Here is a 25,115-nt window from a genome sequence, read left to right as displayed (position 1 = left end):
CCCGAAGGCTGCTCGCACTTTATTGGTAGCTCACGAACCACGGCCGAGGTTGGACGTCGTTGTATGTCTGCTCCGGGCTAAAGGTAGGGGTGTCCTCGTCGATAAAGTTCTTCCACGCCATGAAGTAATCAGGACTCAAACCTTGACGCAGGACGTTCCAGGTATCAAACTTCTGCTCCGGCACGCCGTGGCCGTCCGCGTGGAGCACCCACGCCAATTCCGGCTGGTCAGTGCGGATATTTTCACGATCCGGGTACATGTCCAGCCTGAACTGGTGCAGGATGAGCATCTTTTGTGGCAGTTTGTGTTCTCGAACGAGGGCCGCAAGCCAATCAGCAACAGCATTAATCTCGCCCGAAGTTGCCGACCCGATACGGGACAATGGCTGCTCGCCGGGATTCAGCTTCCACTCGGCATCGAGGGCCAACCCCACGTTCGGCCGAAGCAGGAGCTCTTCGTAGAGTCGAGCCTGGTGAAGGAAATCACCCTGACCGGGCTGGAGGTCGAGCACCGCGTAGCCACCAGCCTCAGTGATCGCATCGATGTACGGTACGAGGTCCTCGATCGCTGTCTCGTTGGAGTAGTCGCCGTCAGGGCCAGGAGATTGCGAAGCCACCGTGACAATAATCTCGAACGCAGGGATCACCGGCTGCCCGTCCAACGGTTGGTACTGTTGCGCATACGATGTTGCTAGCTGGGCCGCTTCAGCCGGAGGCTGCTCCCCCATAACGCCGAGTGCTGGGCCCGACGGGTGCCCGTACAGCGCAATCATGCGCCGTCCGGGAAAGACAAGACCGCCACCTCCAGGTAATTCACCGTGGGTCGCGAGCGTGATCTTGTCCCGGTACATTTCGGTGTTGCCCCATTGCAGTCCAAGGGCGAGCGTGTCTTGCTCCAACACTGTGCGCATAGCGTCTGAGGTGACACGTGGATCCGGGAACTGCAAGACTTCGAGTTCCGCACCTGCTGCACGCGCGGACACGGCGGCTCCAAGCGACGTCTCCTCCGTCACCAGGACCGGTGGCAGTGTGAGTGCCCCAGGTTGCTGTGGCTGCGTAGCCGCAACTGCGGCGATATCACGCTCAGGGTTGTCGCTTTGCAGCGGCTCCACGCCCGCTTCCTCTGATGGCGTGATGACTTCGGTGGCGCCTAGACGTTGAATCTCTACATCAACAGTCTCGTCTGTACCTGGCCAACGCACTAACAAAGGGATGCCACGTTCCAGGGCGATTGCCGCACCAAGCAGTTGCGACTCCCGCTCCTTACCCGCGACAACCACAGCGTCCGATGCTGGATACAACCGCTTCGAAACTTCCGCGCCGGTACCGTCTGGGTCTTGAATAACCTCGGCACCGGACATCTCCAAGGCTTGCGCGCCCTGCGCTCCTTTTTCGGCGTCGCCAGTTGCGCACGCATTCAAGCTTGCCGTTGCGACACCGAGCGCAACGATGACGCTGCCAACACGATGCCGGGTCGAAGCCATCTTCAATGTCTCCCGCCTTTCCTACACGGAGGTCCTGTTTAAATCTGGCCTCAACCCTACGTGGTTACCTCAGCGCGGCAGCAATCCGGTCGCCAACCTCAGTCGTCACTATCTCAGCCCCTCCGCGGCCCGTCACTTCCTTTTCCACGGCCGCTTCAATTTTCTGGGCATTGTCTTCATCGCCGAGGAAGCGCAGCATCATCGCGACGGAGAGAATCATCGCGCACGGGTCGGCGATCCCCTGACCTGCAATATCCGGTGCAGAACCGTGGACTGGCTCAAACATCGAAGGCGTGACCTTTGCCGCGTTGATATTGCCCGAGCACGCAAGGCCCACACCACCCGCAACTGCGCCGGCCAAGTCAGTCAAAATATCGCCGAACAGGTTATCCGTCACAATGACGTCGTACTGCGAAGGGTCGCTGACCATGTAAATAGTCGCCGCGTCGATGTGGTGGTAGTTCGTGGTCACCTCCGGGAACTCCTGCGCGACCTCGTCGAAGACTCGCTGCCACAAACCACCAGCGTTGACCAGGACGTTCGTCTTGTGCACAAGAGTCAACTTCTTGCGGCGCTGCTGAGCAAGTTCAAAGGCGTAGCGCACGACGCGCTCAACACCGTAATAAGTGTTTTGAGAAACCTCGGAGGCAACCTCATGCTGGGTACCTTCGCGCAGCGTGCCACCATTGCCGGCATAGAGCCCCTCGGTTCCCTCGCGGACAACTACAAAGTCAATGTCACCCGGCCGTGCCAGCGGCGAGGTCACACTCTTGTACAAGCGCGACGGGCGCAGGTTGACATAGTGATCCAGCTTGAAGCGCAGTGGCAACAGGAGCCCGCGCTCAAGCACACCAGCGGGAACCTTTCGCGGGTCCCCGACTGCGCCGAGCAGGATTGCGTCATGTTCACACAACGCCTCGAGGTCACCGTCCGTGAGTAGCTCGCCGTTACGCAGGTATCGACGCGCACCGAGGTCAAAATCCGTGGTATCTATGTCCGAGCGAACAGCATTCAGAACTTTGAGCCCCTCTGCCATCACTTCAGGGCCGATGCCGTCCCCACCAATAACAGCAACCTTCATTTTTGGGATTCCTTTCTCACCAGACGGACAGTGCGTTTAGTGTAACACTGTCCGCCCGTGAGGGAACCGCCTTTAGGAATCCAAATCGAGCTGGATCGAAGTGGCGTCGATAGACTGCGCGATCTGCTCCTCGAGCTGCTCTGGAACTTCCTTATCCACGCGCAGGATAAGCACCGCACCGTCGCCCTTCGTGGTGCGAGTCAGCGCTGCAGCATCAATATTGATGTCGTGCGCACCAAGCTGCGAACCCACCTTTCCGAGCGCTCCAGGAACATCAGTGTAGCGGAAGAACAAGTTGCGGCCTTCCGCACGCATGTCTACACCGCGACCATTGATGCGAACGATCTTCTCAACACCCTCCAGGCTCGTCAGCGCGCCAGTCACCGTAGCGGTCTGCCCTTCTGCCCCAACGGCCTGGACCTCGAGCGCGCTGCGGTGCGTCAGTGCTTCAGTCTCAGTCTCGACCGTATAGCTCAATCCGCGGGCCTCAGCGATAGCAGGTGCGTTCACAAACGTCACAGGCTCATCGACGATGCCCGAGAACAGACCGCGCACAGCAGACAGGCCCAACAGGTTGACTTCCTCCGTGGACAGCTCACCGCGAGCCGTCACCTTCAGCGATACCGGAGCCTCTTCCAGTAGCTTGCCCGCAAGCAGCCCAAGCTTCCGCGACAAGTCGAGCCAACGAGCTACCTCCTCGCCCGCGTTGCCACCAGCAACGTTGACAGCATCAGCGACGAACTCGCCGGCCAGTGCCTTCAACACAGAATCCGCAACGTCAGTACCCGCGCGGTCCTGCGCCTCAGCCGTAGATGCGCCAAGGTGCGGCGTTACGACGACCTCTTCGAGTTCAAACAGCGGCGAATCCGTGCACGGCTCGGTTGCATACACGTCGAAACCTGCACCACGAATGTGGCCAGACTTGATGGCGTCAGCAAGCGCCTGCTCATCAACGAGGCCACCGCGGGCCGCATTGATAATGATCTGTCCCGGCTTGGCCTTCGAAAGCAGCTCCGCATTGAACATGCCTGCAGTTTCTTTCGTCTTCGGCAAGTGGATCGTCACAAAATCTGCACGAGCCATCAGCTCCTCGAGCTCGACGAGCTCGACACCCATCTGCGCTGCACGCGCAGGGTTCGCGTAAGGGTCGTATGCGATGATCGTGGTTTCGAACGCAGACAGACGGTGTGCGAACAGCTGGCCAATGTGCCCGAAGCCGACAATGCCTACGGTCTTGCCGAAGATCTCGGTGCCTTTAAACGCCGAGCGCTTCCACTCACCATTACGCAGCGTGGAATCAGCTGCTGGAATCTGGCGAGCGGTAGAAAGCAGCAATGCGATTGCGTGCTCACAGGCTGAGTGAATATTCGAGGTCGGGGCGTTAGCAACCATCACACCGTGCTCGGTTGCCGCCGGAATATCAACGTTGTCAAGACCAACACCAGCCCGGCCGATAATCTTAAGGTTTGCACCTGCTTCGATCACCTCACGATCGACCGTCGTTGCGGAGCGAACAAGCAGCGCGTCCGCGGCGGGGACTGCCGCGAGCAGCGCCTCACGGTTTGGGCCATCTACCCACTGGACTTCCACCGCGTCGCCAAGTGCGTCAACGGTTGACTGGGAAAGTTTATCGGCAATGAGGACAACAGGTTTCGACATAAGAATGGGGTCTCCTGAGAATCAAACAGAGTGGATACCCCGAACACCTTAATAGGTCAGTTACCGGTTGTCCTGCGGTTAGCCTGATACTTTTCTTCCGCTTGCGAAATCCTGCGCGATAGCTCGTCGCTGGTCCCGAAATCGGTTCCAAGTGCAACGAGCGGGCCGTCCGCTAACCCTGCAAGAGCAAATAGTGTTTCAAAGGATGCTCTCGGGTCCGGCTCATCCACGAAGACAACCTTCGCCCCAAAGCTGCGCGCATTCGCAATCGCGGCAATCGAAGTATTCGCCGTCGCCACAACCAACGGAGCCATATCAGCATCCCTGCGGGAGAGAATCGGGAATGGTCTTGCCTGCGCCCCCTTCATCACGGCAGGGTCCGCCCATGCGGCTCTCAGCCAAGTCGGCTCACGCGAGCGCAACTTCGCCACTTCCTGCGCAGCAGACTCGGGTGAGGATATCAATCGTTCCTCAAACATCAGCGACGTCATCGGGCCTAAAGCTCCCCGCCCACCCGGGTCGCGGTACACACGCATCCGTCCAGTGGTTTGCGCCAGTGGCACATCACCAACCGTAAGCACCGTATAGGTATGTAAACGCTCGGTTTCTTGCAGAATCTCGTTGTGTCGGTTTGGGTCGTAGACCAACATCGGGGCGTGGGCAACAACGGCGATTGAGGCGGCTCGCAGCTGTGCTTCTACTGAAGGATCCGACACCACTAGCGTCTCGGAAGCACGGAAGAAATACTGCAACGATGCAAGCCCCGTCCGGTCTGCTAACACGACAGGATGCTGCTCAAACATCGCTGATACATGGCGCGACTGGTTGACTTTCCTCGCCTCGCCCAGCGGGCCTAATTGTTGCTCTGGCGAGCAAGCAACAAGCAGCGTTGCCACGCACAACAATGCGAGGCAACGCTGCCGTATCCCAACCTGCTTAATCCTCTTCGCCTTCCGGCTCTTCCTGCTCAACTTCTGGCGCCTCAAACTCAGGCTCTTCAGCAGCTGGTGCAGGTTCTACTTCTGGCTCGGGCTCTTCAGAGAAATCAACCTCTGACTCGAGTGGGCCATCAATATCGCGGATCACGGCCTTATCAAGCGCATACTCGACAATCCCGACGAAACGTTCGCGACGATCCGCCAAGAACTCCGTCCACTGAGAGTTCAGCAAGAAGATTGGCGTCATCTCATGACCTTCGAGGACTTCATCAAACTCGTCGTCGTCCATCAGCGACTTCGACTGCAGGCGCGGAATGTAGCGCTTCGGCTGATTGTCCTCAATCAGCACATCCGTGCGCTTGCCCATCGGCGTGCGGTTGAGCACCGACTGTGCAACGACTGGGTCAGCACCAATGTCATCACAAAACGCAGGTGGGAACACAGTGTTGAAGTACGGCTGCAGCTCCGCAAATGTCTCCCGGTTGAACGGCTTTCCTGTCCTCCAGTCGAGCGCGCCGCGTGCCATCAGCAGTGCGTACAGTCCGCGGTAGACACCGCTTTCCTCCGTCGCCGTAAGCAAACGAGACTCCGAGAACGTGGCGTCCGACACTGTACGTGGCGTCGCGTCAGTCTCTTGCAGCACCCACGGGGTGACCTCGGTAACGTCGAGGCCCGCACGGATCGTCGGTGCGTGCGCACCGTAGAGCTCTCCGAACACACCCGACCAGTACCAGCGGTTGAGACGGTCCTTCGACTCCTGGCTTCGGTCCCACTGCGGGTGCTCTGCCAAACGCGCCAAAATCGTAGCCAGCGGAACAATCTGCGAGGTGTACGGGACCTGATCCACGCTGAGAATACAACGCTCAGCCATAAACTCAGCCGCCGCCTTAAACGCATCCGCCATTTCTTGCGCATGCTGGCGGTAGTCATCGAGGGAAAGGTTCAAGATGTCGCCGCGGTGTCCAACAGCGTGTCCATGCCGACTCGTCAGCAAAAGTGACATCGCACGGAGGAATTCAATGCGCCCAATGTCATCCAAAGCTGGGTACTCGCGCAACTGCTTTTCGACGCCCCGCCAATGCTCAGCAAGCAAAAAGTCAGGATCTTGCGTAGCAAACATGGCCGTCAGCAACTCGAAAACATCCATCTGGACACCCGCCGAGTTTGCGTGGGCGAAGATTTGGCCAACGCCAATCTGCGAGGTCTCCCGGTCAATGCGGATCACTGGAACATCGTAGGCCGGCATCCAGCGCATGACTTCGTTCAGGAAGAGCTTGACCGCGTCGCGCATTTCATGATCCTCGGCATCCGCCGCCATGTCTAAAAGCAGGTCATTGCCCTCTTTCCAGAGCAACAGCGACACCGGCACGACACCGTGCTTCAGCATGTCCTCCCGGTTCCGGATGCCCTCCGGAATATCCGGTCCAAAGTGCGAACGGATCTGGCCTTCTTCGTCAACAGCGAAGACTGCTTCAACCGGCATTGGATCGGCAGAGACGGCCATCCGCACATCCACAAAGAACTGGCGGTGAATGCGTCGACCAAGGAAGTCTACGGTCGGGACGATGCCGTCGCCCTTAAATGCGTGGTACAGCGAAGTGAGGCGCTGCTGGCCGTCGAGAAGCAACAGCCCCGGTTGCGGTTCCTTGACGCTCGGCTCGAGCCCTTCGAGCGGGCGCGGGCGAAATCGCATCGGTGTCCCGCGTGTATCCAACGCGAGGAACGAGCCGATTGGATAGCCGCGCAAGACTGAGGTAACCAGGGTGCGAATGCGGTCAACATCCCAGATATACTCGCGCTGAAAATCGGGTAGCTGCAGCTCTCCGCGCTCAGCCCGCGCGAAGAGATCCTTGAGTGAATAGCTTGGCGTAGTAAAACCCATAAGTCATACTTTAGAACAGAATCAACAAACATTCTCGTGGCCGCGGTGTTCGGGCAGCTCCACCTGGATCGTGGAATGCTCAATCCCCAGCTCACGCAATACTTCTTGGGCGTCGTCGAGAACACGGGCTCCTTGCTCACCAGGGTGCTTAACCACGTGAACCGTCGCCAATACGGACACCCCATCGAGCGACCACAGGTGCAAGTCATGGATATCCACCACACCGGCAATTGCTCGCAGGGCCGGTTCGACGCTCTCAACATCGAATCCCGGAGGGACCTGCTCCAGTAGCACCTGGAGGGAGTGACGGAGCAGCGACCACGCCCGTGGCAACACCAACGCCGCGATCAAGAAGGAAGCGATAACGTCCGGCAGCTGGCTGCCAGTAAAAGCAATCACCGCACCGGCGACAAGCACCGCAACCGAACCGAGCATGTCCACAAATACGTGCAAAAACGCGCCCTCAACGTTGACGGAGTTTTCCCTTTGGCTATGCAGCACCCACGCAGATACCGCGTTTGCGACCAAGCCAATGAGGGCGATCACCATCATCGGTGCCGTGTCAATCTCAGTAGGTGCAGAGATTCGACGAATGGCCTGCACCACGATCCAGACAGAAATCACAAGCACCGTCAGCGCGTTGGTCGCCGCGGCCAGTACTTCAACGCGCCGATATCCATACGTGGCCTTCATCGAGGCTGCCCGCTTCCCTATCACCACGGCGATCACCGCAATGATCAGTCCAGCAGCGTCCGACAGCATGTGCATGGCATCGGCCATCAGCGCCATCGAACCGGTGAGCCAGCCACCGATCAATTCAGCGAAAAAGACCACGCTGGTGACTCCCAGCGCGATCAGCAGGGCACGCAGTGGCGCGTCGCCGACGTGATCGTGGTCGTGAGTGTGAGCGTGGTCCTGGCTATGCGACATGCCGTAATTCTAATCCACCTTTTAATATCGGTAAAGCGGGCAACTTCGGAAGCAATCAGAACGATTTTTGCTAGCCTGGACCAAAAAGAAAGGAAACACGTGACTCAGCAACCACACGAAACCCCAAACAACCCCCCACTCGAGATACCAGAGGAGCGACGCCACCTTCCCGCTCCATCCGAGCCAACTCCGCAGAACGGCGGTTGGTGGAAGTGGCTCCTTGGCATCCTCGTCTTCCTCCTTCTCGCATGGCTACTGTGGTCCCTGTTCGCCGGCGGCCAAAGTGAAGAAGAATTCAACAACAACCAGCCCAGCGTGACGGCAACTGAAACCGTCGATATCACCACCACGATGACAGAAGACACCACGGAAACGGTTGAGCCTGCTACCGAGACGAACACTGACGCTTCCGAACCGACAGTGCCGGAAGAAGTCACTACCACAGTGAATCTCGACGAAGTCCTTAGCGACGCACCCGAATCCGAGACGGCACCAGCGCAATAGCGCAAAGCACAAACAAAACTGGGAGCGGCCCTTCTGTTGGGTCGCTCCCAGTTTTTACGTTATGAGAAAGCCTAGGCGGTCTCATTCAGCGGGTTCTGCACCCAGCTCATCATCGAGCGCAGTTCCTTGCCGGTCTTCTCAATCGGGTGCGAGGAGACCTTGGCGCGCAGGTCCTCCAGCTCCTTGTTACCGTTCTTCACGTTCTCAACGAGGCGCTTGGTGAAGGTGCCATCCTGGATATCACGCAGCACGTCACGCATGCGGTCCTTAACGCCCTCGTCGATGAGGCGCGGACCAGACAGGTAGCCACCGAACTCTGCGGTATCGGAGATGGAGTAGTTCATGTTCGCCATGCCGCCTTCGTAGATCAGATCCACGATCAGCTTCATCTCGTGCAGGCACTCGAAGTACGCCATTTCTGGCTCGTAACCAGCCTCGACGAGGACATCGAAGCCCGTCATGATGAGATCCTCCAGGCCACCGCACAGAACGGCCTGCTCTCCGAACAGGTCGGTGACGGTTTCAGCTTCGAAGGTCGTCGGGATGACACCGGCACGAGCACCACCGATTGCTGCAGCGTACGAGAGTGCCAGGTCGCGGCCATTGCCCTCTGGGTCCTGCTCGACAGCAATCAGGCACGGCACGCCCTTGCCCTCAGTAAACGTACGACGCACCAAGTGGCCCGGGCCCTTCGGCGCAACCATGCCCACGATGATGTCGTCCGCTGGTTCAATCAGGTTGAAGTGGATGTTCAAGCCGTGGCCGAAGAACAGGGCGTCGCCAGCCTTCAGGTTTGGCTCAATATCGTTGCGGAAGATTTCTGCCTGCGAAGTATCCGGTGCCAGCAACATGATGACGTCCGCCCATGCGGAAGCATCAGCGTTGCTCTTGACCTCGAAGCCAGCCTCCTTGGCCTTTTCCGCGCTCTTCGAGCCCTCACGCAGGCCGATCACAACATCGACGCCGGATTCACGCAAGTTCTGCGCGTGCGCGTGGCCCTGCGATCCATAGCCGATTACTGCGACTTTCTTTCCCTGGATGATGGACAGGTCTGCATCCTGGTCGTAAAAAACTTCAATAGCCATGAGTCGGCTCACCTTTCTGTATGCGTATGGAGAAATATATCGGAGTCAATAGCGTCGCGCTTAGGATTGCGATGCCATTGTTTCGGCGCCGCGCGAAAGCGCGACATCACCGGAACTCGCAAGCTCGCGAATTCCGAAGGGCTCGAGTACTTCAAGCAACGCCCGCAGCTTTGCGGGCGTGCCCGTTGCTTCAATCACGAGGGACTCGGGCGAGACGTCGACGACACGTGCGCGGAAGATGTTCGCGGCATCCACGACCTGCGGCCTGTTACTGTTGTCCGCGCTCACCTTGACCAGCATCATTGATCGGGCGACGGTGGCGTCGTCGTCAAGCCTCTGGACTTTAATAACCTGGACGAGCTTGTTGAGCTGCTTCTGGATCTGCCCAACGGAGTACTCGCTCGCATCGACCACGATGGTCAGCCGATTGATGCCTTCGGTCTCAGTGCTTGCCGACACAAGCGAGACCATGTTGTAGCCACGGCGCGTAAACAGAGCGGATACGCGCGTAATGATGCCATCGACATCCTGCACAAGCACCGACAGCCTATGCCGAGTGATTGTTTGCACTGGTGCCATCTTATTTCGCTCCCTCTGTTTCATCTTCGAGTGTCGTCAACACTTCGTGAATTGCTTCTGGGGTTTCCGCGGCGGATTCCTCCATGTCGAAGAACGGCCGCATCCCGAGCGCGTACTGCATGTCTGAGTTCGAAGCGCCCGCAGCGACCATCGGCCAAACCTGTGCGTCCTCGCCGACGATGAACTCAACTACGACCGGCCGATCATTGATACCGCGCGCCCACTCAATCGCGGGGACGACGTCCTCTTCCTTCGTGACGCGAACAGCCTGCGCCCCGAGTGCCTCAGAGAGCTTCACAAAGTCAGGGACGTATGCCTCTTCCCCACCGAGCTTGGTGTGCGAGTAGTTGCCTTCATAGAACAACGTTTGCCACTGGCGGACCATGCCGAGGTTGCCGTTGTTAATCAGGCAGACCTTGATTGGCAAGCCCTCCATCGCCGCGGTGGTGATCTCCTGGTTCGTCATCTGGAAACAACCATCACCGTCGACGGCCCATACCTCTTTATCGGGCATCGCAGCCTTCGCACCCATAGCGGCTGGCACCGCATACCCCATGGTGCCGGCGCCGCCGGAGCTCAACCAGTGACGAGGTTTATCGAAGTCCAGGAACTGCGCTGACCACATCTGGTGCTGGCCAACGCCGGACGCGTAAATCGCATCCTTTCCGACGGTCTTCGACAGCATCTCGATCACAAACTGCGGAGAAAGCTTCCCATCGTCTTGCTTGTCGTACCCACGCGGGAACCGCTCCTGGAGATCCTGAAGCCGCTCCATCCAGGCGTCTATCTTCGGCGCCGGAGTATTCGGCGAGCCTGTAAACGCTGCAGTGAGCTGAGCAAGCACCTTCTTCGCATCACCGACGATCGGCACATCAACTGGACGAATCTTCCCGATCTCCGCCGGGTCGATGTCAGCGTGAATCGTGTCTGCGTGAGGCGCGAAGGTGTCAACGTCACCGGTCACGCGGTCATCAAACCTGGTTCCGATTGCGATCAGGAGATCCGCTTCCTGCAGGGCACCAACCGCCGGCACGGTGCCGTGCATGCCAGGCATGCCCATGTAGCACGGTTGGTCCTGCGGGAATGCGCCCAACGCCATCAAGGTAGTCACCACTGGGATGCCAGTGGCCTCGACAAGCTCAAGCAGCTCCTTGTTCGCAGCAGACTTGACGACGCCACCACCGATATACAACACCGGCCGCTTCGCCTGCGAGATTCGCTCCGCAGCCTTCATTACCTGTTCGCTGAGCGGCTCGTCAGCGGGAACATACCCAGTCTCGAGCAGTTTCGGCGGCCACGAGAACTCCATGAGCTGTGCCTGAACATCCTTCGGGATGTCCACAAGCACCGGACCAGGACGGCCACTAGATGCGATGTGGAATGCAGTTGCAATCACACTCGGGATCTCGTTGACGTCCGTGACCATGATGTTGTGTTTCGTAATCGGCATAGTGATGCCACGAATGTCCGCCTCTTGGAACGCGTCGGTTCCGATCATTGACGAACCTACCTGGCCGGTGATGGCGACCATCGGCACAGAGTCCAGATAAGCGTCACCGATCGGTGTGACAAGGTTTGTGGCCCCCGGCCCGGAAGTGGCGATGCACACACCGACCTTTCCGGATGCCACCGCGTACCCTTCGGCAGCATGGCCTGCACCTTGCTCATGTCGAACCAGCACGTGCCGCAGCTTCTTCGCTGCAAACAGTGCGTCGTAGAGAGGAAGCACCGCGCCACCGGGGAGGCCAAAGACAATCTCGGTACCTAGCTCCTCAAGACTGCGAACGACAGCGTCGGCACCGGTGATGAGCGGCGCGGTGCGCTCATCACCAGGCTGCGTCGATGCATTCGTCGGGGGCTTGTGTGAAGCAACCACGATGTCGAGCTCCTTAGTGTTTCAATTAACAGCAAATATCGAATCAGATCTAAAACAAAAGCCCCCGACCAAGCCGTGTGGCTGTCGAGGGCGCTTGAGTTCGCGACTGACTAGGCAAGCAGTCCGCTACGGCAAGCGCCGGTGCGGAATAAGAATGACTAGTACACGCGAAATGATCATGCGTTGAATCATACACATTCCACAGGGAAATGTGAGGGATTCGGATTAATATTCAAAAACTATGCCGTTGTCATACATAGCCGAACAGATCTGGCGCTGGTTCGCCGAGACTGGCATCAATCTCGCGCTCCTGCTCACCCTCGCATTTTTAGTACCACGAGCAGGGCGTTTCCTCAACCGTCACGCTGAGCGGCAGGTCAAAGAGTCTGGTGAGACGGACGAATCGAAGGGCCGCCTAGCAATCGTGGGCGTCGGGGTATACATCGCCCAGATGGTTGCCTACTTCTTGATTTTCGTCTTTGCACTGCAACAACTCGGCTTTTCACTCGCCGGTGCCGCGATCCCCGCAACGGTTGTATCGGCAGCCATCGGTTTTGGCGCACAGAACATCATCGCGGATTTCCTGGCGGGTTTCTTCATCCTCAGCGAAAAGCAGTTTGGTGTGGGCGACTACGTCGCATTTCAGGGCAACGGGATTGACGTCTCCGGTGAGGTCATTCAGATTACAATGCGCGCAACTCAAATCCGCACCATCGAGCAATCGACCATCTCTATTCCGAACTCGACGGCACGCATATGCATCAACCAATCCAACTACTGGTCCAGCGCGGTCGTCGTCATTCCTGTCCCACTGCTCGGTTCAACGTCTGCGGAAGAAGCGTTGAAGAGGACCCTCGCCGCGGCGCAGCGTGCGATTGCGCAACCCGACATTGCCGACGCCACCATCGACGAGGTCGAAGTACAACCCGCAGTAGCGGTGAACGCCCCCGCAACTGTCGGAAGCTCATGGACCGTGGATATGCGCGTGATGGTTCGCACTCAACCATTGATGCAGTGGAAGGTGGAGCGCGCAATCCGCATGGCGATCCTCGACGAGTTTTGGAACGAGTACGGCGCGGCAACAACATTCGAGGGCGCACTGGTGCAAGGTTTGGAACAACCGACCAGGCACTTCGATGCGCAAACGCCCACAGAGCGTATTCCAGAGTCCTTTCCTCAGACGCAAAAGCTGCCGGCGACAGACCCAGTGGCCCAAGATCCGGCAGCAGTTGATGACTTGACGCTTACTGATGACGACGCACCTGAACCGAAGCGCGTATTCCGCGGAATTATGCGTATGTCCACAGCGTTCCTCCTCGCGGGGTTCGCCATTTTGCTCATTGTCCGCGGCCTCATGTTGCAACCCGCGGAGGAAAGCAACGCAAATTCCGGTGTTTGGGCGCCACCTGCCCGGCCGGTTGCATCCACGAGCGCCCCCATGCCTGCCACCCAAGAAGAGATCCCCACGTCCGACGTCACCACTACTATTCCAACAGCCACGCCAACCACCGAAGCAACCACGCCTTCATCCACAACGACCGAGTCGGAATCATCTGATTGGACGTCCGAAACATCCACATACGAACGACCGGAACCGGTGGCCACGCCAGCTACTCAGGAAGAGACGGCGACGGACGAAGTGGACGTCGATAAGGAGCAACTCCCGCAGCCGTAACAAGATTGGCTAGCATAACTTGCATGACTGACTCGCCCACCACCTTTCGCCCTAGCAAACAACACGTCATTGCGGTTGTCCTCATGACAGGCATCGCGTTGATCGGAATTTCCTGGGCTCCGCTCCTTCTTGGCTGGCTGCTGATCATTCCGCTCGCGTGGTTGCTCTGGATCTTCACCGCCTCCACCACGATCAGCGAACGCGGCATTGCTCTGCGGTACATGGTGAAGCCAAACGTGACCATCGCCTGGTCTGACCTGGCGGGAATTGCATTTCAGGGTGCGAAGGCGAAGGCCACAACTCTTGACGGGGCATCGCACACCATGCCCGGCGTGACCTTTAATATGCTACCGGAACTTGCAGAAGCTTCCCGGGGCCGAATCACGGACGTCATCACGCAGGCGCAGGAAGCCGCCGACGGAAAATATGAAATCATCAACAAAGACGGCAATAAAGTACTAATGTCGCGAGAAGCCTACGACGAATACGTCAAGGCACACCCTGATCTGCCCGGGCCACGGCCCGAGCCCGCGCCACGTACAAAGGAGTAAGCCGTGATCCCTCTCCGCTCACGAGTCACAACCATTGGCCGCCAAGCTGCAGGCGCACGTGCACTATGGCGAGCAACCGGTACAGAAGAAAATGAGTTCGGCAAGCCGATTGTTGCCATCGTCAACTCATACACGCAGTTCGTTCCTGGCCACGTGCACCTCAAAGAGGTAGGGGAAATTGTTGCGGAAGCTGTACGCGCCGCCGGCGGTGTGCCGAAAGAATTCAACACCATCGCCGTCGACGACGGTATCGCCATGGGTCATTCCGGCATGCTCTACTCCCTGCCCAGCCGCGAGATCATCGCGGATTCGGTGGAGTACATGGTCAACGCCCACACCGTCGACGCAATGGTATGCATCTCCAACTGTGACAAGATCACACCGGGCATGCTGAATGCTTCTTTGCGGCTCAACATCCCTACGGTTTTCGTCTCCGGCGGCCCGATGGAATCAGGCAAGCCAATTAACGTTGGTGGCGTCGAAAAGCCAGCCTCCGACCTTGTTGACGCCATCGCGCTTTCCGCAAACGATGCTGTCTCCGATAACGAACTCGATGCCATCGTCGAAGGCGCCTGCCCTACCTGTGGATCGTGCTCCGGCATGTTCACCGCTAACTCCATGAACTGCCTTACCGAAGCGCTCGGCCTTTCACTGCCTGGCAACGGCACCACTCTGGCCACGCACACAGCGCGCCGTGAGCTGTTCGAAAAAGCTGGCGCCACCATCGTTGACCTGTGCAACCGCTACTACGGAGAGGGCGACACCTCAGTGTTGCCGCGCGAGATCGCAACCGTGCACGCGTTCCGCAACGCAATGGCCCTCGACATGGCCATGGGTGGATCGACGAACACGATTCTGCACATCCTTGCGGCCGCGCAAGAGGGCGAGGTGAACTTCTCACTCGCGGATATCGACGACCTGTCCCACCACATCCCGTGCCTGTCAAAGGTTGCTCCAAACGGCACAGCCCACGTCGAAGATGTCCACCGCGCCGGAGGCATCCCAGCAATCCTCGGCGAGCTCCACCGCGGCGGACTGCTACACGAGGACGTGCACTCAATTGTCTACGACTCCCTCCACGAGTGGCTCAAGGACTGGGATATCCGTGGCACCGGCGTATGTGAAGAAGCCATCGAGCTCTTCCACGCCGCGCCGGGTGGCAAGCGAACCACGCAGGCATGCTCGCAGTCAGCGCGGTGGCCGAGCCTGGATACCGATGCCATCCGTGGCGTGATCCACGATGTCGACCACCCGTTTACTTCTGACGGCGGCTTGGTCGTCCTGCGTGGCAACCTTGCTCCGGACGGCGCGATCCTCAAAACTGCAGGTGTTGAAGAAGGTCTCTGGGAGTTCTCGGGACCGGCGCATGTTGTGGACTCGCAAGAGCAGGCGGTGTCGATGATCTTGGCACACGAAGTACTTGAGGGTGAGGTTGTCGTGATCCGCTACGAAGGACCCGCGGGTGGGCCAGGCATGCAGGAGATGCTTCACCCCACTTCCTTCTTGAAGGGTGCCGGACTGGGCACGAAGTGCGCCCTGATTACCGACGGCCGATTCTCCGGCGGCACGTCAGGACTTTCCATCGGACACATCTCACCCGAGGCTGCCCACGGTGGCCTCATCGGCCTGATCGAAAACGGCGATACCGTTTCGATCTCAGTGTCTCGGCGCGAGCTCACCCTCGATGTCGACGAAGACGTCCTGGAAAAGCGCCGTGAAGCAATGGAAGCCTCCGAGCACCCGTGGACACCAAATCGTGTCCGCGAAGTGTCGAAGGCTCTCAAGGTGTACGCAAAGATGGCAACGTCCGCCGACAAGGGCGCCGTCCGCCAGCTCGACTAGCGGGCAGTCGTGGTTAGGCGAGCGGGTTTACCCCGGCGCCGAACCACCACAGCGCACCAGCTGCGGCTAACCCAAGGACTGCGAAAATCCAGGAGCTTGCCAGTGGTCGGCGCGCCCACGAGCGGGTCGCGTCGACGCCGTACAGGCCAGGGCCAGCAAACTGCAGCGCGAGCACCACACCGAAAAGCACTGCTGCCAAGACTGTTGCTGGTTCCCACTCGAACACGTTCAGGCCAACTCCGCTCACAACAATGCTGTGTAAAACGGCAAAGCCAGTAACTGCGATGCCCACCATCGCTGCAACTGGCGTCAACAGCCCTAGCAGCAAGAAGACACCTGCGGCGAGCTGCAACGTCGGCAGGATGATAGCCAGGCCGTCGGTAAATGCGTAGCCCTGCGCAGCAAATTCTGCTTCCAGCCCACCGATACCAGCCGAATCGCCTAGACGGAAGAACACCGCAATCGCTTGCAGGATGAGCGCGAGCCCGATGGTAAGGCGCGCAATCAGCAAGCCAAAGTCGAGCGTACCGCGCTTTGCGTGCTCAACCTTCTCCTCTTCCAGGTCAGAGTCAGCGGCAACATCTGGTTGCGCATAGGTCGTCGGCACCGAATCGAGCGTGTTGTTGGCAACAACCGTTTCGGTCGCCGGTGTGGCATCGAAGCCGCCCGGAGCGTCGGCGTTTGGAAACACCTCAGTGGGAGCAGCCTTCCCCGTCATCGAATAGATTCCCTGAGCCGAGTCGCCTCGAGCCGATCCCTGAAACTCAGGAATGCCTTCGAGTCCACTTACATCCTCGGGTGTAGCATCGCGCAAGTTTTTATCAGTCATGCCTAGCAATCTAGAACAAATCTGCCCGATTACGAGGCTGTACGTCGGCGCGCCACAAAACTTCTTGCGCTAAGAGACGCCACCTTCGTTCAAACGTAGCCCCGGAAGCTGGGACTCTGAACAAAATTAGGTTGAAATCTGTTGTAGTTACTAACATCTCATCACATGCATCGATTCAGTTGGCTTGATGAACACGACACTGAAATTTGGCTCACTATGTGGGCAATGATCTCGTGGATCCCTGCCCGCCTTGACGAAGCACTCAAGGCCAATGAAAGCATGAATCTGTCTGACTACCTTGCACTGGTAGAGATCGCACAAGCTGACGATCAGAAGATCACGATGAGCCAACTCGCGAAGGCAACACAGATGTCTGCATCACGCTTGTCCCATATCGTCGCACGTTTGGAGAGACGTGGGCTCGTGGCGCGAAGCCAAGACTCGACGGACCGCCGCACCAACATCGCCACGCTCACCAAAGACGGCGTCGAATTCATCGTGCGGTCCACGCCCGGTTACCTTCAGAAGCTCCGCGAGCTCGTATTCGATTCCATTACGCCGGAAGAGGCCGACCAACTCAACCGAATCATGAAGAAGATCGTCGCCAAGGCAGGACCAGACCATTAAGGCACGAGCCTAGCCAAGGTAACAGTTCTGTAACGCTTTGGCGTGCATCTCATACTTTTTGACGCCAGCTTCTCCCTCCACACGTCCCCGCACCTCCCCCGTCTGACCACCTGGCAACTTCTCCCTTACTACCAGGCGGTTTATTCGATAGTCGCAACCCACGCCCACCACGGCCGAACGCTTATCAGCGCCACCCCCAGAGCCTTTAACACTACTGTTCCGTCCGTTTTATGGTGTGCGCTGGAGAAATGCCTTTGATACCATCAACTCCCGTTCGGTGGACGTTGCAATAACGCCACCGCTAAGTTTTTATATCGATTTCTACATATTCAATAGGGACAAAGTTTTATGCGTAAATCTATCCGTGTGGCGCTCGCGTTCGTGGGGTTGCTCGTCGGAGCTGGCTTCGCATCCGGCCAGGAAGTGATTCAGTACTTCCTCGCGTACGGCTACTGGGGCCTTGTCGGCTCGATTGTTGCTGGCATCATTATCGTCGTCGTTGGCTCGACGCTCTTCCAGTTGGGTTCTTTCTACCTCGCTGACGACCACAGCGCCGTCTTTAAGAACGTATCAAAGCCACTTGTATCGAAATTTATGGACGTCGCCACGATGTTCACCCTTTTTGCGATCGGCTTCGTCATGGTCGCCGGTGCAGGCTCGAACCTTGACCAACAGTTCGGGCTCCCAACTTGGGTGGGCGCGGCCATCATGACCGTCCTGCTTGTCCTTTCAGGGTTCCTGGACGTCGACAAGCTCACGAACGTCATTTCCATCATCACGCCATTTCTTATCGTCGCGGTGATCGTGGCGCTGATGATCACGCTGGTGCACATGCCAGACAACATCAGCCAAATCAACGAGCTCTCCATGCAGAACGCACCTGCTACAGGTGTGGGCAACAACTGGTTGCTCTCCGCTGTCAACTACGCAACGCTTTGCATCATCATGGCTGTTTCGATGATCCTCGTCATTGCGGGCTCGCAGCTCAACCCTCGCGAAGCCGGCATTGGCGGATTGCTTGGCGGGTTCATCTTTGCGGCCCTACTGGTCATCCTGAATTTCATCATTTTCATGAACATGGAAGGCGTCTACGGCGCCGACTTCCCACTGCTCATGGTGTTTGACAACATGCACCCAGCGGTCGGCTTCGTCGTCTCGCTGCTGATTTACTTGATGATCTACAACACCGCGGTAGGCATGTTCTACGCCATGGCGCGGCGTCTCGCTCATGGCCGTCAGGAAAAGTTCCGACTGATCTACTTCATCGTGGTCGGCATTGGCTTCGCGCTGTCTTTCATCGGTTTCTCGGCCCTCGTTGGTTGGGTCTACCCTGTCGTTGGCTATCTCGGACTTGTGCTCTCGATCGTTATGATTATTTCCTGGTTCAAGGATCGTGGACGTATCGCGGCAGAGACCAAACGACGTGAGCGCCTCGCAGAGCTCGCAGAAACCGCGCTGGACCCAGCAGAAAGCGAACTGTCCGCGAAGGAGCGCGAAGAGGTCGAAGACCTGGTCACCGAGTCTCACGTTGGTGACACACACCTGTGGCAATCCGTCCAGGAGGAAGTCGCTGCGGATCTCCACGCTGATCCAGAGAATGAGTTCTCGCTCGACGACGCACCGGCACTCGACCCCGACTCCGAGGAGTACGACGGTGCACCTGGTGACGCCGACTCACACGACGACCCAATCGACTGGGAGGCCTACTCAGAGATGTACGAAACTGGCACGTTCCCAGCCGTCACCGACGAGGACGTCAAGAACGCATCGAAGGGCAAATAGATCCGTTTCGTTGCAGTACATAAAGGAGCCCCCGCGCCGGTTCGAATCGGCGCGGGGGCTCCTTTATGCGATGTAGCTTAGGACAGCTTCTTCGCGATCAGCTTGTTCACCTGACCAGGATCAGCCTTGCCCTGCGTTGCCTTCATCACGGCACCGACAATCGCGCCGGTTACCTTCTTGTTGCCGGCTCGGTACTTCTCAACGATGTCCGGGTTGGCAGCCAACGCGTCGTCGACAGCCTTTTCGATAGCGCCATCATCACGCACGACCTCGAGGCCACGAGCAGCGACAACCTCATCAACATGGCCCTCGCCAGCAATCACGCCGTCGATAGCCTGGCGACCCAGCTTGGTCGTCAGCTTGCCTTCTTTCACCAACTCGACCACACGAGCAACGTCCTTTGGCGTCACTCCAACTGCGTCAAGGTCCTTGCCGAGCTCGTTTGCCTTGCTCTGAATGTACGACACCCACCAAGCACGCGCCTCGTCAGGAGTCGTACCTTCCTCGACTGTATCCACAACCAGATCCAACGCGCCAGCGTTCACCAAATCGCGGAACTCCTTCTCAGGCAACTGCCACTCTTCCTGGATTCGCGCCCGGCGCACCCACGGAAGCTCCGGAAGCGTCTTGCGGATCTCCTCCACCCACTCAGGCTTCGCGATAACTGGGGGCAGGTCTGGGTCGTTGAAGTAGCGGTACTCAGAGGCCTCTTCTTTTGGACGCCCCTTCGACGTCGAGCCATCTTTCTCCTGGTAGTGGCGAGTCTCCTGCACAATCTCTTCGCCGTTGACGAGCGCCTGTGCCTGACGCATCATCTCGAAGCGGACGGCCTGCTCAACCGACTTCAAGGAGTTGATGTTCTTCGTCTCCGTACGGGTGCCGAACTTCTCCTGACCGATCGGGCGCAGCGAAACGTTCGCGTCACAGCGCATCGACCCCTGGTCCATGCGTGCATCAGAGACACCGAGAGCCTTCACAAGCTCGCGGAGCGCGCCAACGTACGCACGAGCGACCTCGGGAGCACGCTCCCCTGCACCGATAATCGGCTTCGTCACGATCTCAATGAGCGGAACACCAGCGCGGTTACAGTCAACCAACGAGGCCGTCGCACCCGTGATGCGCCCCGAGGCAGACCCGAGGTGCGTCAGCTTACCGGTGTCTTCTTCCATATGCGCGCGCTCGATTTCAACGCGGTACTCAGTACCATCATCGAGCAGGACGTCCAGGTAGCCGTCGTACGCGATCGGCTCGTCGTACTGCGAAATCTGGTAGTTCTTCGGCTGATCCGGGTAAAAGTAGTTCTTACGCGCGAAGCGCGAGCTTTCCGCAATCTTGCAGTTCAGTGCAAGGCCGATCTTGATTGCCCACTCAACACCCTTTGCATTAACGACGGGCAATGCGCCAGGCAATCCAAGCGACACAGGGTCGACGTTGGTGTTTGGCGCCGCACCGAAGTGGGCTGAAGATGTCGAGAACATCTTGGTCTCGGTTGCTAACTCAACGTGTACCTCCAACCCCATAACCGGGTCGAATTTTTCCAGTACTTCGTCGTAATCCATCAGGTCGTACGCAGTCATAGTGCTCTAGTGTAGTGCTCTCCTAGTTCTCCGTGTCGCTTGGCGCGCCCATAGCACGTTTCCGCTGGTCTACGGAGCGACAGATGAACGCAAATACCGCACCGGAGAGGTTGTGCCATACAGAAAACACTGCCGCTGGAAGTGCCGCGACTGGGTTCATGTACTGTGCGGCAAGCGTGGCGGCTAGGCCGGAGTTCTGCATCCCAACCTCGACAGCCATTGTTCGAGAAGCGGTTTCCGGCTGACGCGTGACCTTTCCAGTCAGGTAGCCCAGCAGGTACCCCAGGATGTTGTGGATTGCTACACACAGCAGCACCAAGAGACCAGCCTCTGCAAGTTTCTCACGGGAGCCCTGCACGACAATCGCCACGATCATCGAGATCGCAATCACAGAGACCCACGGCAGCGCAGGCAAGATGGCGTCAACAAGCTGAGGCAGCACGAGGCGCACGACGAGACCGAGCACGATTGGAACGATGACCATCTTGACGATCGACAGCGCCATTGCTGCTGCACTCACTGGCATGTGCTGGCCTGCCAGCCACAGAGTCAACAGCGGCGTCATGATTGGTGCAAGCAGCGTCGATATCGACGTCATAGTGACCGACAAAGCTACGTCACCACGGGAAAGGTAGCTAACGACGTTGGATGACGTACCACCTGGTGCGCATCCAACCAAGATCACACCTGCCGCGATTTCAGACGGCAGACCGAGCACCACAGTAATCGCTACTGCAATTGCAGGCATGATGACGAACTGCGCAACCACACCGATGAGTACCGGGAGCGGACGCGAAAAAACGAGACGAAAATCAACTGGGCGCAAGGTAAGCCCCATGCCGAACATCACAATGCCCAGGAGCCACGTAGTCCAACCAGAAATTGGGGCGACCGCGCCAGGTGCTGCTGCACCAAGCGCGAAGCCAATCAGTACTAGCACTGGGAAGCCCAGCGTTGCGAGGTATGCAGCGCGGTCCTGGGCATTCCCGCTAGATGGTTCTCTTTTCTCATCTACCGAAACAGTCATAGGTCACACTATAGACACACAAAAGGAGCGCCCGCGCCAGTTTCCGCAAAAATCTTTTGCACTGGCGCGGGCGCTCCACCCAAAAATTTCTTATCCAAACATGCTTCGTGCAGTCTTGTACCGGTGTTCCGGAACCGTCTTCAGGTGTGCCACTGCGGACTCGAGCGGCACGAGATCGATATCCTCACCGTGCAGGGCTACACAGGTATCAAAGTTGCCTTCGTGTGCAGCACGGGCTGCGTGCACGCCGTAACGAGTGGCAAGCACTCGGTCATACGCCGTTGGCGTACCACCGCGCTGGATGTGCCCCAGCACCGTAGTTCGGACATCGTAACCGAGGCGGCGCTTAATCTCGTCAGCGATGATCTGCCCCATCCCGTTGAAGGTCTTGTGACCGAACTCGTCTTCCTCACCGAGGCCTGCATCCATCGTGCCCTCTTTCGGGATAGCGCCTTCGGCGACAACGATGATGCCGTACTTCTCTCCCATCTGGAAGCGGCGCTCCATTGCCTTGCAAATATCTGCAATGTCGAATGGGTCCTCAGGGATGACCGTGTAGTGTGCACCACCTGCCATACCGGCATGGAGTGCAATCCAGCCGACGTGACGGCCCATCACTTCGACGATCAAGATGCGGTTGTGTGATTCTGCAGTCGTATGCAGGCGGTCAATCGCGTCGGTAGCAACCGATACTGCGGTGTCAAAGCCGAACGTGTAGTCAGTCGCGGCGACGTCGTTGTCAATGGTCTTTGGAACGCCGACAACTGGAATGCCATTATCGGACAACCACTTGGCACCCTTGAGGGTACCTTCGCCGCCAATGGCGATCAGGGCGTCGATACCGGCGTCATCCATATTCGCCTTAATAGTGTCGATACCGGCTTTGAACTTGTCGGGGTGCAAACGGCCGGTCCCCAGGATGGTGCCGCCGCGCAGCAAAATCGAATCGATAAACGCATCGTCGTACAGGTCAATCCTGCGGTCTTCCATCAGCCCGACCCAGCCATCGAGGTACCCGACAACTGTCGAGCCATATTCCGCGCTGGCAGTTCGGACGATTCCGCGAATGACGGCGTTCAGCCCTGGGCAGTCGCCGCCGGAGGTAAGAGTGGCAAGTCGCATACACACAACCCTAGCGCTTTCAAGGCAAAAGGGCTTATTCCGCATGCCCAAAAATCTGATTTCCGCTGGTCACAGGCGTCAAATTGATACTCCCATTCACACACAAATCCACAACATAGACGATTAAGGTGTTATCAAAATGAAAACGACCCCGCGGCAGTAACCTGCGGGGTCGTGGTGGATATGCCAGATAAGAAAGCTAGCGTCCAGCCTCAAACGCCGCACCAACACGGTACAGGCGCTCGTCTTCAAAAGCAGGAGCAATAATCTGCAAGCCAACGGGAAGACCAGTATCGCTTGCCGTCCCCGCCGGGACGCTCATGCCCGGGAGGCCTGCCAGGTTCAACGGCAAGGTGAAGAGGTCAAAGTTGTACATTGCCAACGGATCGTCGACTTTCTCCCCGATCTTGAACGCAGTCTGAGGAACGGCCGGGCCAGCGATGACATCCACCTTCTCAAACGCCCGACGGAAATCCTGCGCGATGAGGGTACGCACACGCTGCGCCTGCAGGTAGTAGGCGTCGTAATAACCAACAGACAACGCATACGTGCCGAGGATGATGCGACGCTTCACCTCCGGGCCGAAGCCGTCACCACGGGACGACGCCATCACATCTTCCGCAGAGTGCTTGCCGTCGTCACCCGTGCGCAGGCCATAGCGCATACCGTCAAAGCGCGCGAGGTTCGACGAAACCTCGGACATCTGGATGATGTAGTACGCGCCCATGACGTCGTCGAAGCTCGGGCAGTCCACTTCGACGATCTCTGCGCCCTGACGTTCGAACTGTGCAAAGGCGGCGTCGATACGCTCAGTGACGCCTGGCTGGGTACCTGGGCGCGAGAACTGCTTCACGCGTCCGATCTTCACGCCAGACAGATCGCCCGAAGCGCCCTGTTCAGCGGCAGCTGCGAGCTCCTGTACCGGAGTGTCAACGCTTGTGGCGTCGAACTCGTCGTGGCCGCCAATAATCTCGTGCAGCAACGCCGTGTCGAGGACGTTGTTCGCACACGGTCCAACCTGATCCAGCGACGACGCACAAGCGATCACACCGTAGCGGGAAACACCGCCGTACGTCGGCTTCACACCGACGGTGCCTGTCAGCGATGCCGGCTGACGAATAGAGCCACCGGTATCAGTGCCAATACCAATTGGTGCCTGGCCAGAGGCAAGTGCAGCAGCGGTACCACCGCCAGATCCACCCGGAACACGCTCGAGGTCATGCGGGTTACGGGTGACCTGATAGGCGGAGTTCTCAGTGGAGGAACCCATCGCAAACTCGTCGAGGTTCGTCTTGCCCAGAATTGGGATACCGGCCTCGCGCAACTTGCGGACTACCGTAGCGTCGTACGGGCTGCGGTATCCCTCAAGCATCTTCGATGCAGCGGTGGTCGGGGCATCCGTCGTCACCAGCAAATCCTTCAGTGCCAGAGGTACACCAGCCAGCTTTGAAGCCGGTGGCTTACCAGCAGCGACCTGGGCATCCACCTCGTCTGCCGCAGCGAGAGCCTCCTCGGCGCCGACATGTAGGAATGCCCCGAGCTCGTTATCAGTCTCCGCAATGCGGTCCAGGAATGCCTGGGTAACCTCGCGCGACGTCAGCTCGCCGGATTGGATTTTCTGTGCAAGCACGTGAGCTGGAAGCGACACAATGCCTTCAGATGGAAGCGTGTACTCAGTCATGCCTACTCACTTTCTCCAAGGATCTGTGGAACTACGAAGCGCTCTTCATCAACTTCAGGGGCCTGGTCAAGGGCCTGCGCCTGCGTCAACGTCTTCTTCTCGACGTCCGGCCTCATGCCAGCGTCAATCGAGTGGGGGTGGCTCATCGGCTCCACCCCATCAGTGTCGACCTGTTGCACCTTCGAAACAGCGTCAACAATGGTGTCGAGCTGCTGGGCGATCTGGTCAAGCTCATCCTCCTGCAACGCAATTCGCGCGAGGCGTGCGATGCGGGAGACCTCATCGCGTGAAATCTCAGCCAATGTGAAGTCCAATCTTTACCGTAGGTTAGCCACTAAAACGTGTTCATTCTACGTTATCCCCAGAACCCGCATCGCACTAGGCA

21 protein-coding genes are annotated in these 25,115 nt (G+C 58.2%); 6 read left to right on the top strand and 15 right to left on the bottom strand.

Going from position 1 to position 25,115, the window contains the following annotated elements:
- Positions 1-19 precede the first annotated feature (19 nt).
- From KBX14_RS06705 to KBX14_RS06680, 6 genes are all read right to left on the bottom strand, one after another.
- Complete coding sequence (locus tag KBX14_RS06705) at positions 20-1,483, bottom strand: cell wall-binding repeat-containing protein (RefSeq protein WP_256042141.1); 1,464 nt, start codon at positions 1,481-1,483, stop codon at positions 20-22.
- Positions 1,484-1,547: 64 nt separating this feature from the next.
- The gene (locus tag KBX14_RS06700) at positions 1,548-2,564 is read right to left on the bottom strand and encodes a 3-isopropylmalate dehydrogenase (protein WP_256042140.1); all 1,017 of its coding nucleotides are present in this window, start codon (positions 2,562-2,564) and stop codon (positions 1,548-1,550) included.
- 72 nt (positions 2,565-2,636) lie between these two features.
- Positions 2,637-4,223 carry a phosphoglycerate dehydrogenase gene (gene serA / locus KBX14_RS06695; RefSeq protein WP_256042139.1) on the bottom strand — a complete coding sequence of 529 codons (1,587 nt, stop codon included), beginning with the start codon at positions 4,221-4,223 and terminating at the stop codon, positions 2,637-2,639.
- A 56-nt stretch (positions 4,224-4,279) separates the two neighbouring features.
- Entirely contained in the window at positions 4,280-5,119 is an 840-nt protein-coding gene (locus KBX14_RS06690; protein WP_240492716.1) for a hypothetical protein, read from the bottom strand.
- A gap of 40 nt (positions 5,120-5,159) precedes the next feature.
- Positions 5,160-7,043: a DUF262 domain-containing protein gene (locus KBX14_RS06685; RefSeq protein WP_070976374.1), complete on the bottom strand. Its 1,884-nt coding sequence runs from the start codon at positions 7,041-7,043 to the stop codon at positions 5,160-5,162.
- Between the two features lie 21 nt (positions 7,044-7,064).
- Positions 7,065-7,973, bottom strand: coding sequence for a cation diffusion facilitator family transporter (locus KBX14_RS06680; protein WP_256008508.1), 909 nt, complete (start codon positions 7,971-7,973; stop codon positions 7,065-7,067).
- 99 nt (positions 7,974-8,072) lie between these two features.
- On the opposite strand from KBX14_RS06680, the gene KBX14_RS06675 reads away from it, so the two are divergent.
- On the top strand, positions 8,073-8,477 hold the full coding sequence (locus KBX14_RS06675; protein WP_070362576.1) for a hypothetical protein: 405 nt from the start codon (positions 8,073-8,075) through the stop codon (positions 8,475-8,477).
- Between the two features lie 71 nt (positions 8,478-8,548).
- Here KBX14_RS06675 and ilvC read toward each other — a convergent pair whose 3' ends face one another.
- From ilvC to KBX14_RS06660, 3 genes are read right to left on the bottom strand one after another with little or no spacing between them, the layout of a single operon-like run.
- Positions 8,549-9,562, bottom strand: a complete 1,014-nt coding sequence (ilvC, locus tag KBX14_RS06670) for a ketol-acid reductoisomerase (RefSeq protein ID WP_070362577.1) — start codon at positions 9,560-9,562, stop codon at positions 8,549-8,551.
- 60 nt (positions 9,563-9,622) lie between these two features.
- On the bottom strand, positions 9,623-10,141 hold the full coding sequence (gene ilvN, locus KBX14_RS06665) for an acetolactate synthase small subunit (protein WP_070362578.1): 519 nt from the start codon (positions 10,139-10,141) through the stop codon (positions 9,623-9,625).
- A gap of 1 nt (position 10,142) precedes the next feature.
- Positions 10,143-12,017, bottom strand: coding sequence for an acetolactate synthase large subunit (locus tag KBX14_RS06660; RefSeq protein WP_256008507.1), 1,875 nt, complete (start codon positions 12,015-12,017; stop codon positions 10,143-10,145).
- A gap of 241 nt (positions 12,018-12,258) precedes the next feature.
- On the opposite strand from KBX14_RS06660, the gene KBX14_RS06655 reads away from it, so the two are divergent.
- Genes KBX14_RS06655 through ilvD form a run of 3 tightly spaced genes read left to right on the top strand, consistent with a single transcriptional unit; the run spans position 12,259 to position 16,085 of the window.
- Positions 12,259-13,692 carry a mechanosensitive ion channel family protein gene (locus KBX14_RS06655; RefSeq protein WP_256042138.1) on the top strand — a complete coding sequence of 478 codons (1,434 nt, stop codon included), beginning with the start codon at positions 12,259-12,261 and terminating at the stop codon, positions 13,690-13,692.
- A 23-nt stretch (positions 13,693-13,715) separates the two neighbouring features.
- The gene (locus tag KBX14_RS06650; RefSeq protein WP_070362581.1) at positions 13,716-14,243 is read left to right on the top strand and encodes a PH domain-containing protein; all 528 of its coding nucleotides are present in this window, start codon (positions 13,716-13,718) and stop codon (positions 14,241-14,243) included.
- Between the two features lie 3 nt (positions 14,244-14,246).
- Positions 14,247-16,085: a dihydroxy-acid dehydratase gene (ilvD, locus tag KBX14_RS06645; RefSeq protein ID WP_070362582.1), complete on the top strand. Its 1,839-nt coding sequence runs from the start codon at positions 14,247-14,249 to the stop codon at positions 16,083-16,085.
- Positions 16,086-16,098: 13 nt separating this feature from the next.
- Here the strand turns inward: ilvD and KBX14_RS06640 are convergent, their stop codons facing one another.
- Positions 16,099-16,914: a DoxX family protein gene (locus KBX14_RS06640; protein ID WP_070362583.1), complete on the bottom strand. Its 816-nt coding sequence runs from the start codon at positions 16,912-16,914 to the stop codon at positions 16,099-16,101.
- Between the two features lie 165 nt (positions 16,915-17,079).
- Here KBX14_RS06640 and KBX14_RS06635 point away from each other — a divergent pair, with 165 nt between their 5' ends.
- Together KBX14_RS06635 and KBX14_RS06630 are read left to right on the top strand one after the other, a co-directional pair.
- A complete protein-coding gene (locus KBX14_RS06635) occupies positions 17,080-17,541 on the top strand; it encodes a MarR family winged helix-turn-helix transcriptional regulator (RefSeq protein WP_070362584.1) in 462 nt (153 codons plus the stop codon).
- Between the two features lie 348 nt (positions 17,542-17,889).
- On the top strand, positions 17,890-19,323 hold the full coding sequence (locus tag KBX14_RS06630; protein ID WP_070976366.1) for a hypothetical protein: 1,434 nt from the start codon (positions 17,890-17,892) through the stop codon (positions 19,321-19,323).
- Positions 19,324-19,400: 77 nt separating this feature from the next.
- On the opposite strand, the gene gatB is transcribed toward KBX14_RS06630, so the two are convergent.
- The 5 genes from gatB to gatC all read right to left on the bottom strand — a co-directional run bounded on the left by gatB (position 19,401) and on the right by gatC (position 25,032).
- Positions 19,401-20,900, bottom strand: coding sequence for an Asp-tRNA(Asn)/Glu-tRNA(Gln) amidotransferase subunit GatB (gatB, locus tag KBX14_RS06625; protein WP_070479176.1), 1,500 nt, complete (start codon positions 20,898-20,900; stop codon positions 19,401-19,403).
- 22 nt (positions 20,901-20,922) lie between these two features.
- The gene (locus KBX14_RS06620; RefSeq protein ID WP_070479177.1) at positions 20,923-21,927 is read right to left on the bottom strand and encodes a bile acid:sodium symporter family protein; all 1,005 of its coding nucleotides are present in this window, start codon (positions 21,925-21,927) and stop codon (positions 20,923-20,925) included.
- A 90-nt stretch (positions 21,928-22,017) separates the two neighbouring features.
- Entirely contained in the window at positions 22,018-23,049 is a 1,032-nt protein-coding gene (locus KBX14_RS06615; RefSeq protein ID WP_070479179.1) for a 6-phosphofructokinase, read from the bottom strand.
- Positions 23,050-23,248: 199 nt separating this feature from the next.
- Positions 23,249-24,730, bottom strand: a complete 1,482-nt coding sequence (gene gatA, locus KBX14_RS06610) for an Asp-tRNA(Asn)/Glu-tRNA(Gln) amidotransferase subunit GatA (RefSeq protein ID WP_256006515.1) — start codon at positions 24,728-24,730, stop codon at positions 23,249-23,251.
- A 2-nt stretch (positions 24,731-24,732) separates the two neighbouring features.
- Positions 24,733-25,032, bottom strand: a complete 300-nt coding sequence (gatC, locus tag KBX14_RS06605; RefSeq protein ID WP_070362590.1) for an Asp-tRNA(Asn)/Glu-tRNA(Gln) amidotransferase subunit GatC — start codon at positions 25,030-25,032, stop codon at positions 24,733-24,735.
- Positions 25,033-25,115 lie beyond the last annotated feature (83 nt).

Origin of the sequence: Corynebacterium sp. CCUG 61414, assembly GCF_024453945.1 — a bacterium.
GTDB lineage: Bacteria > Actinomycetota > Actinomycetes > Mycobacteriales > Mycobacteriaceae > Corynebacterium > Corynebacterium pseudogenitalium.
This window is presented reverse-complemented; position numbering and strand designations above follow the sequence as displayed.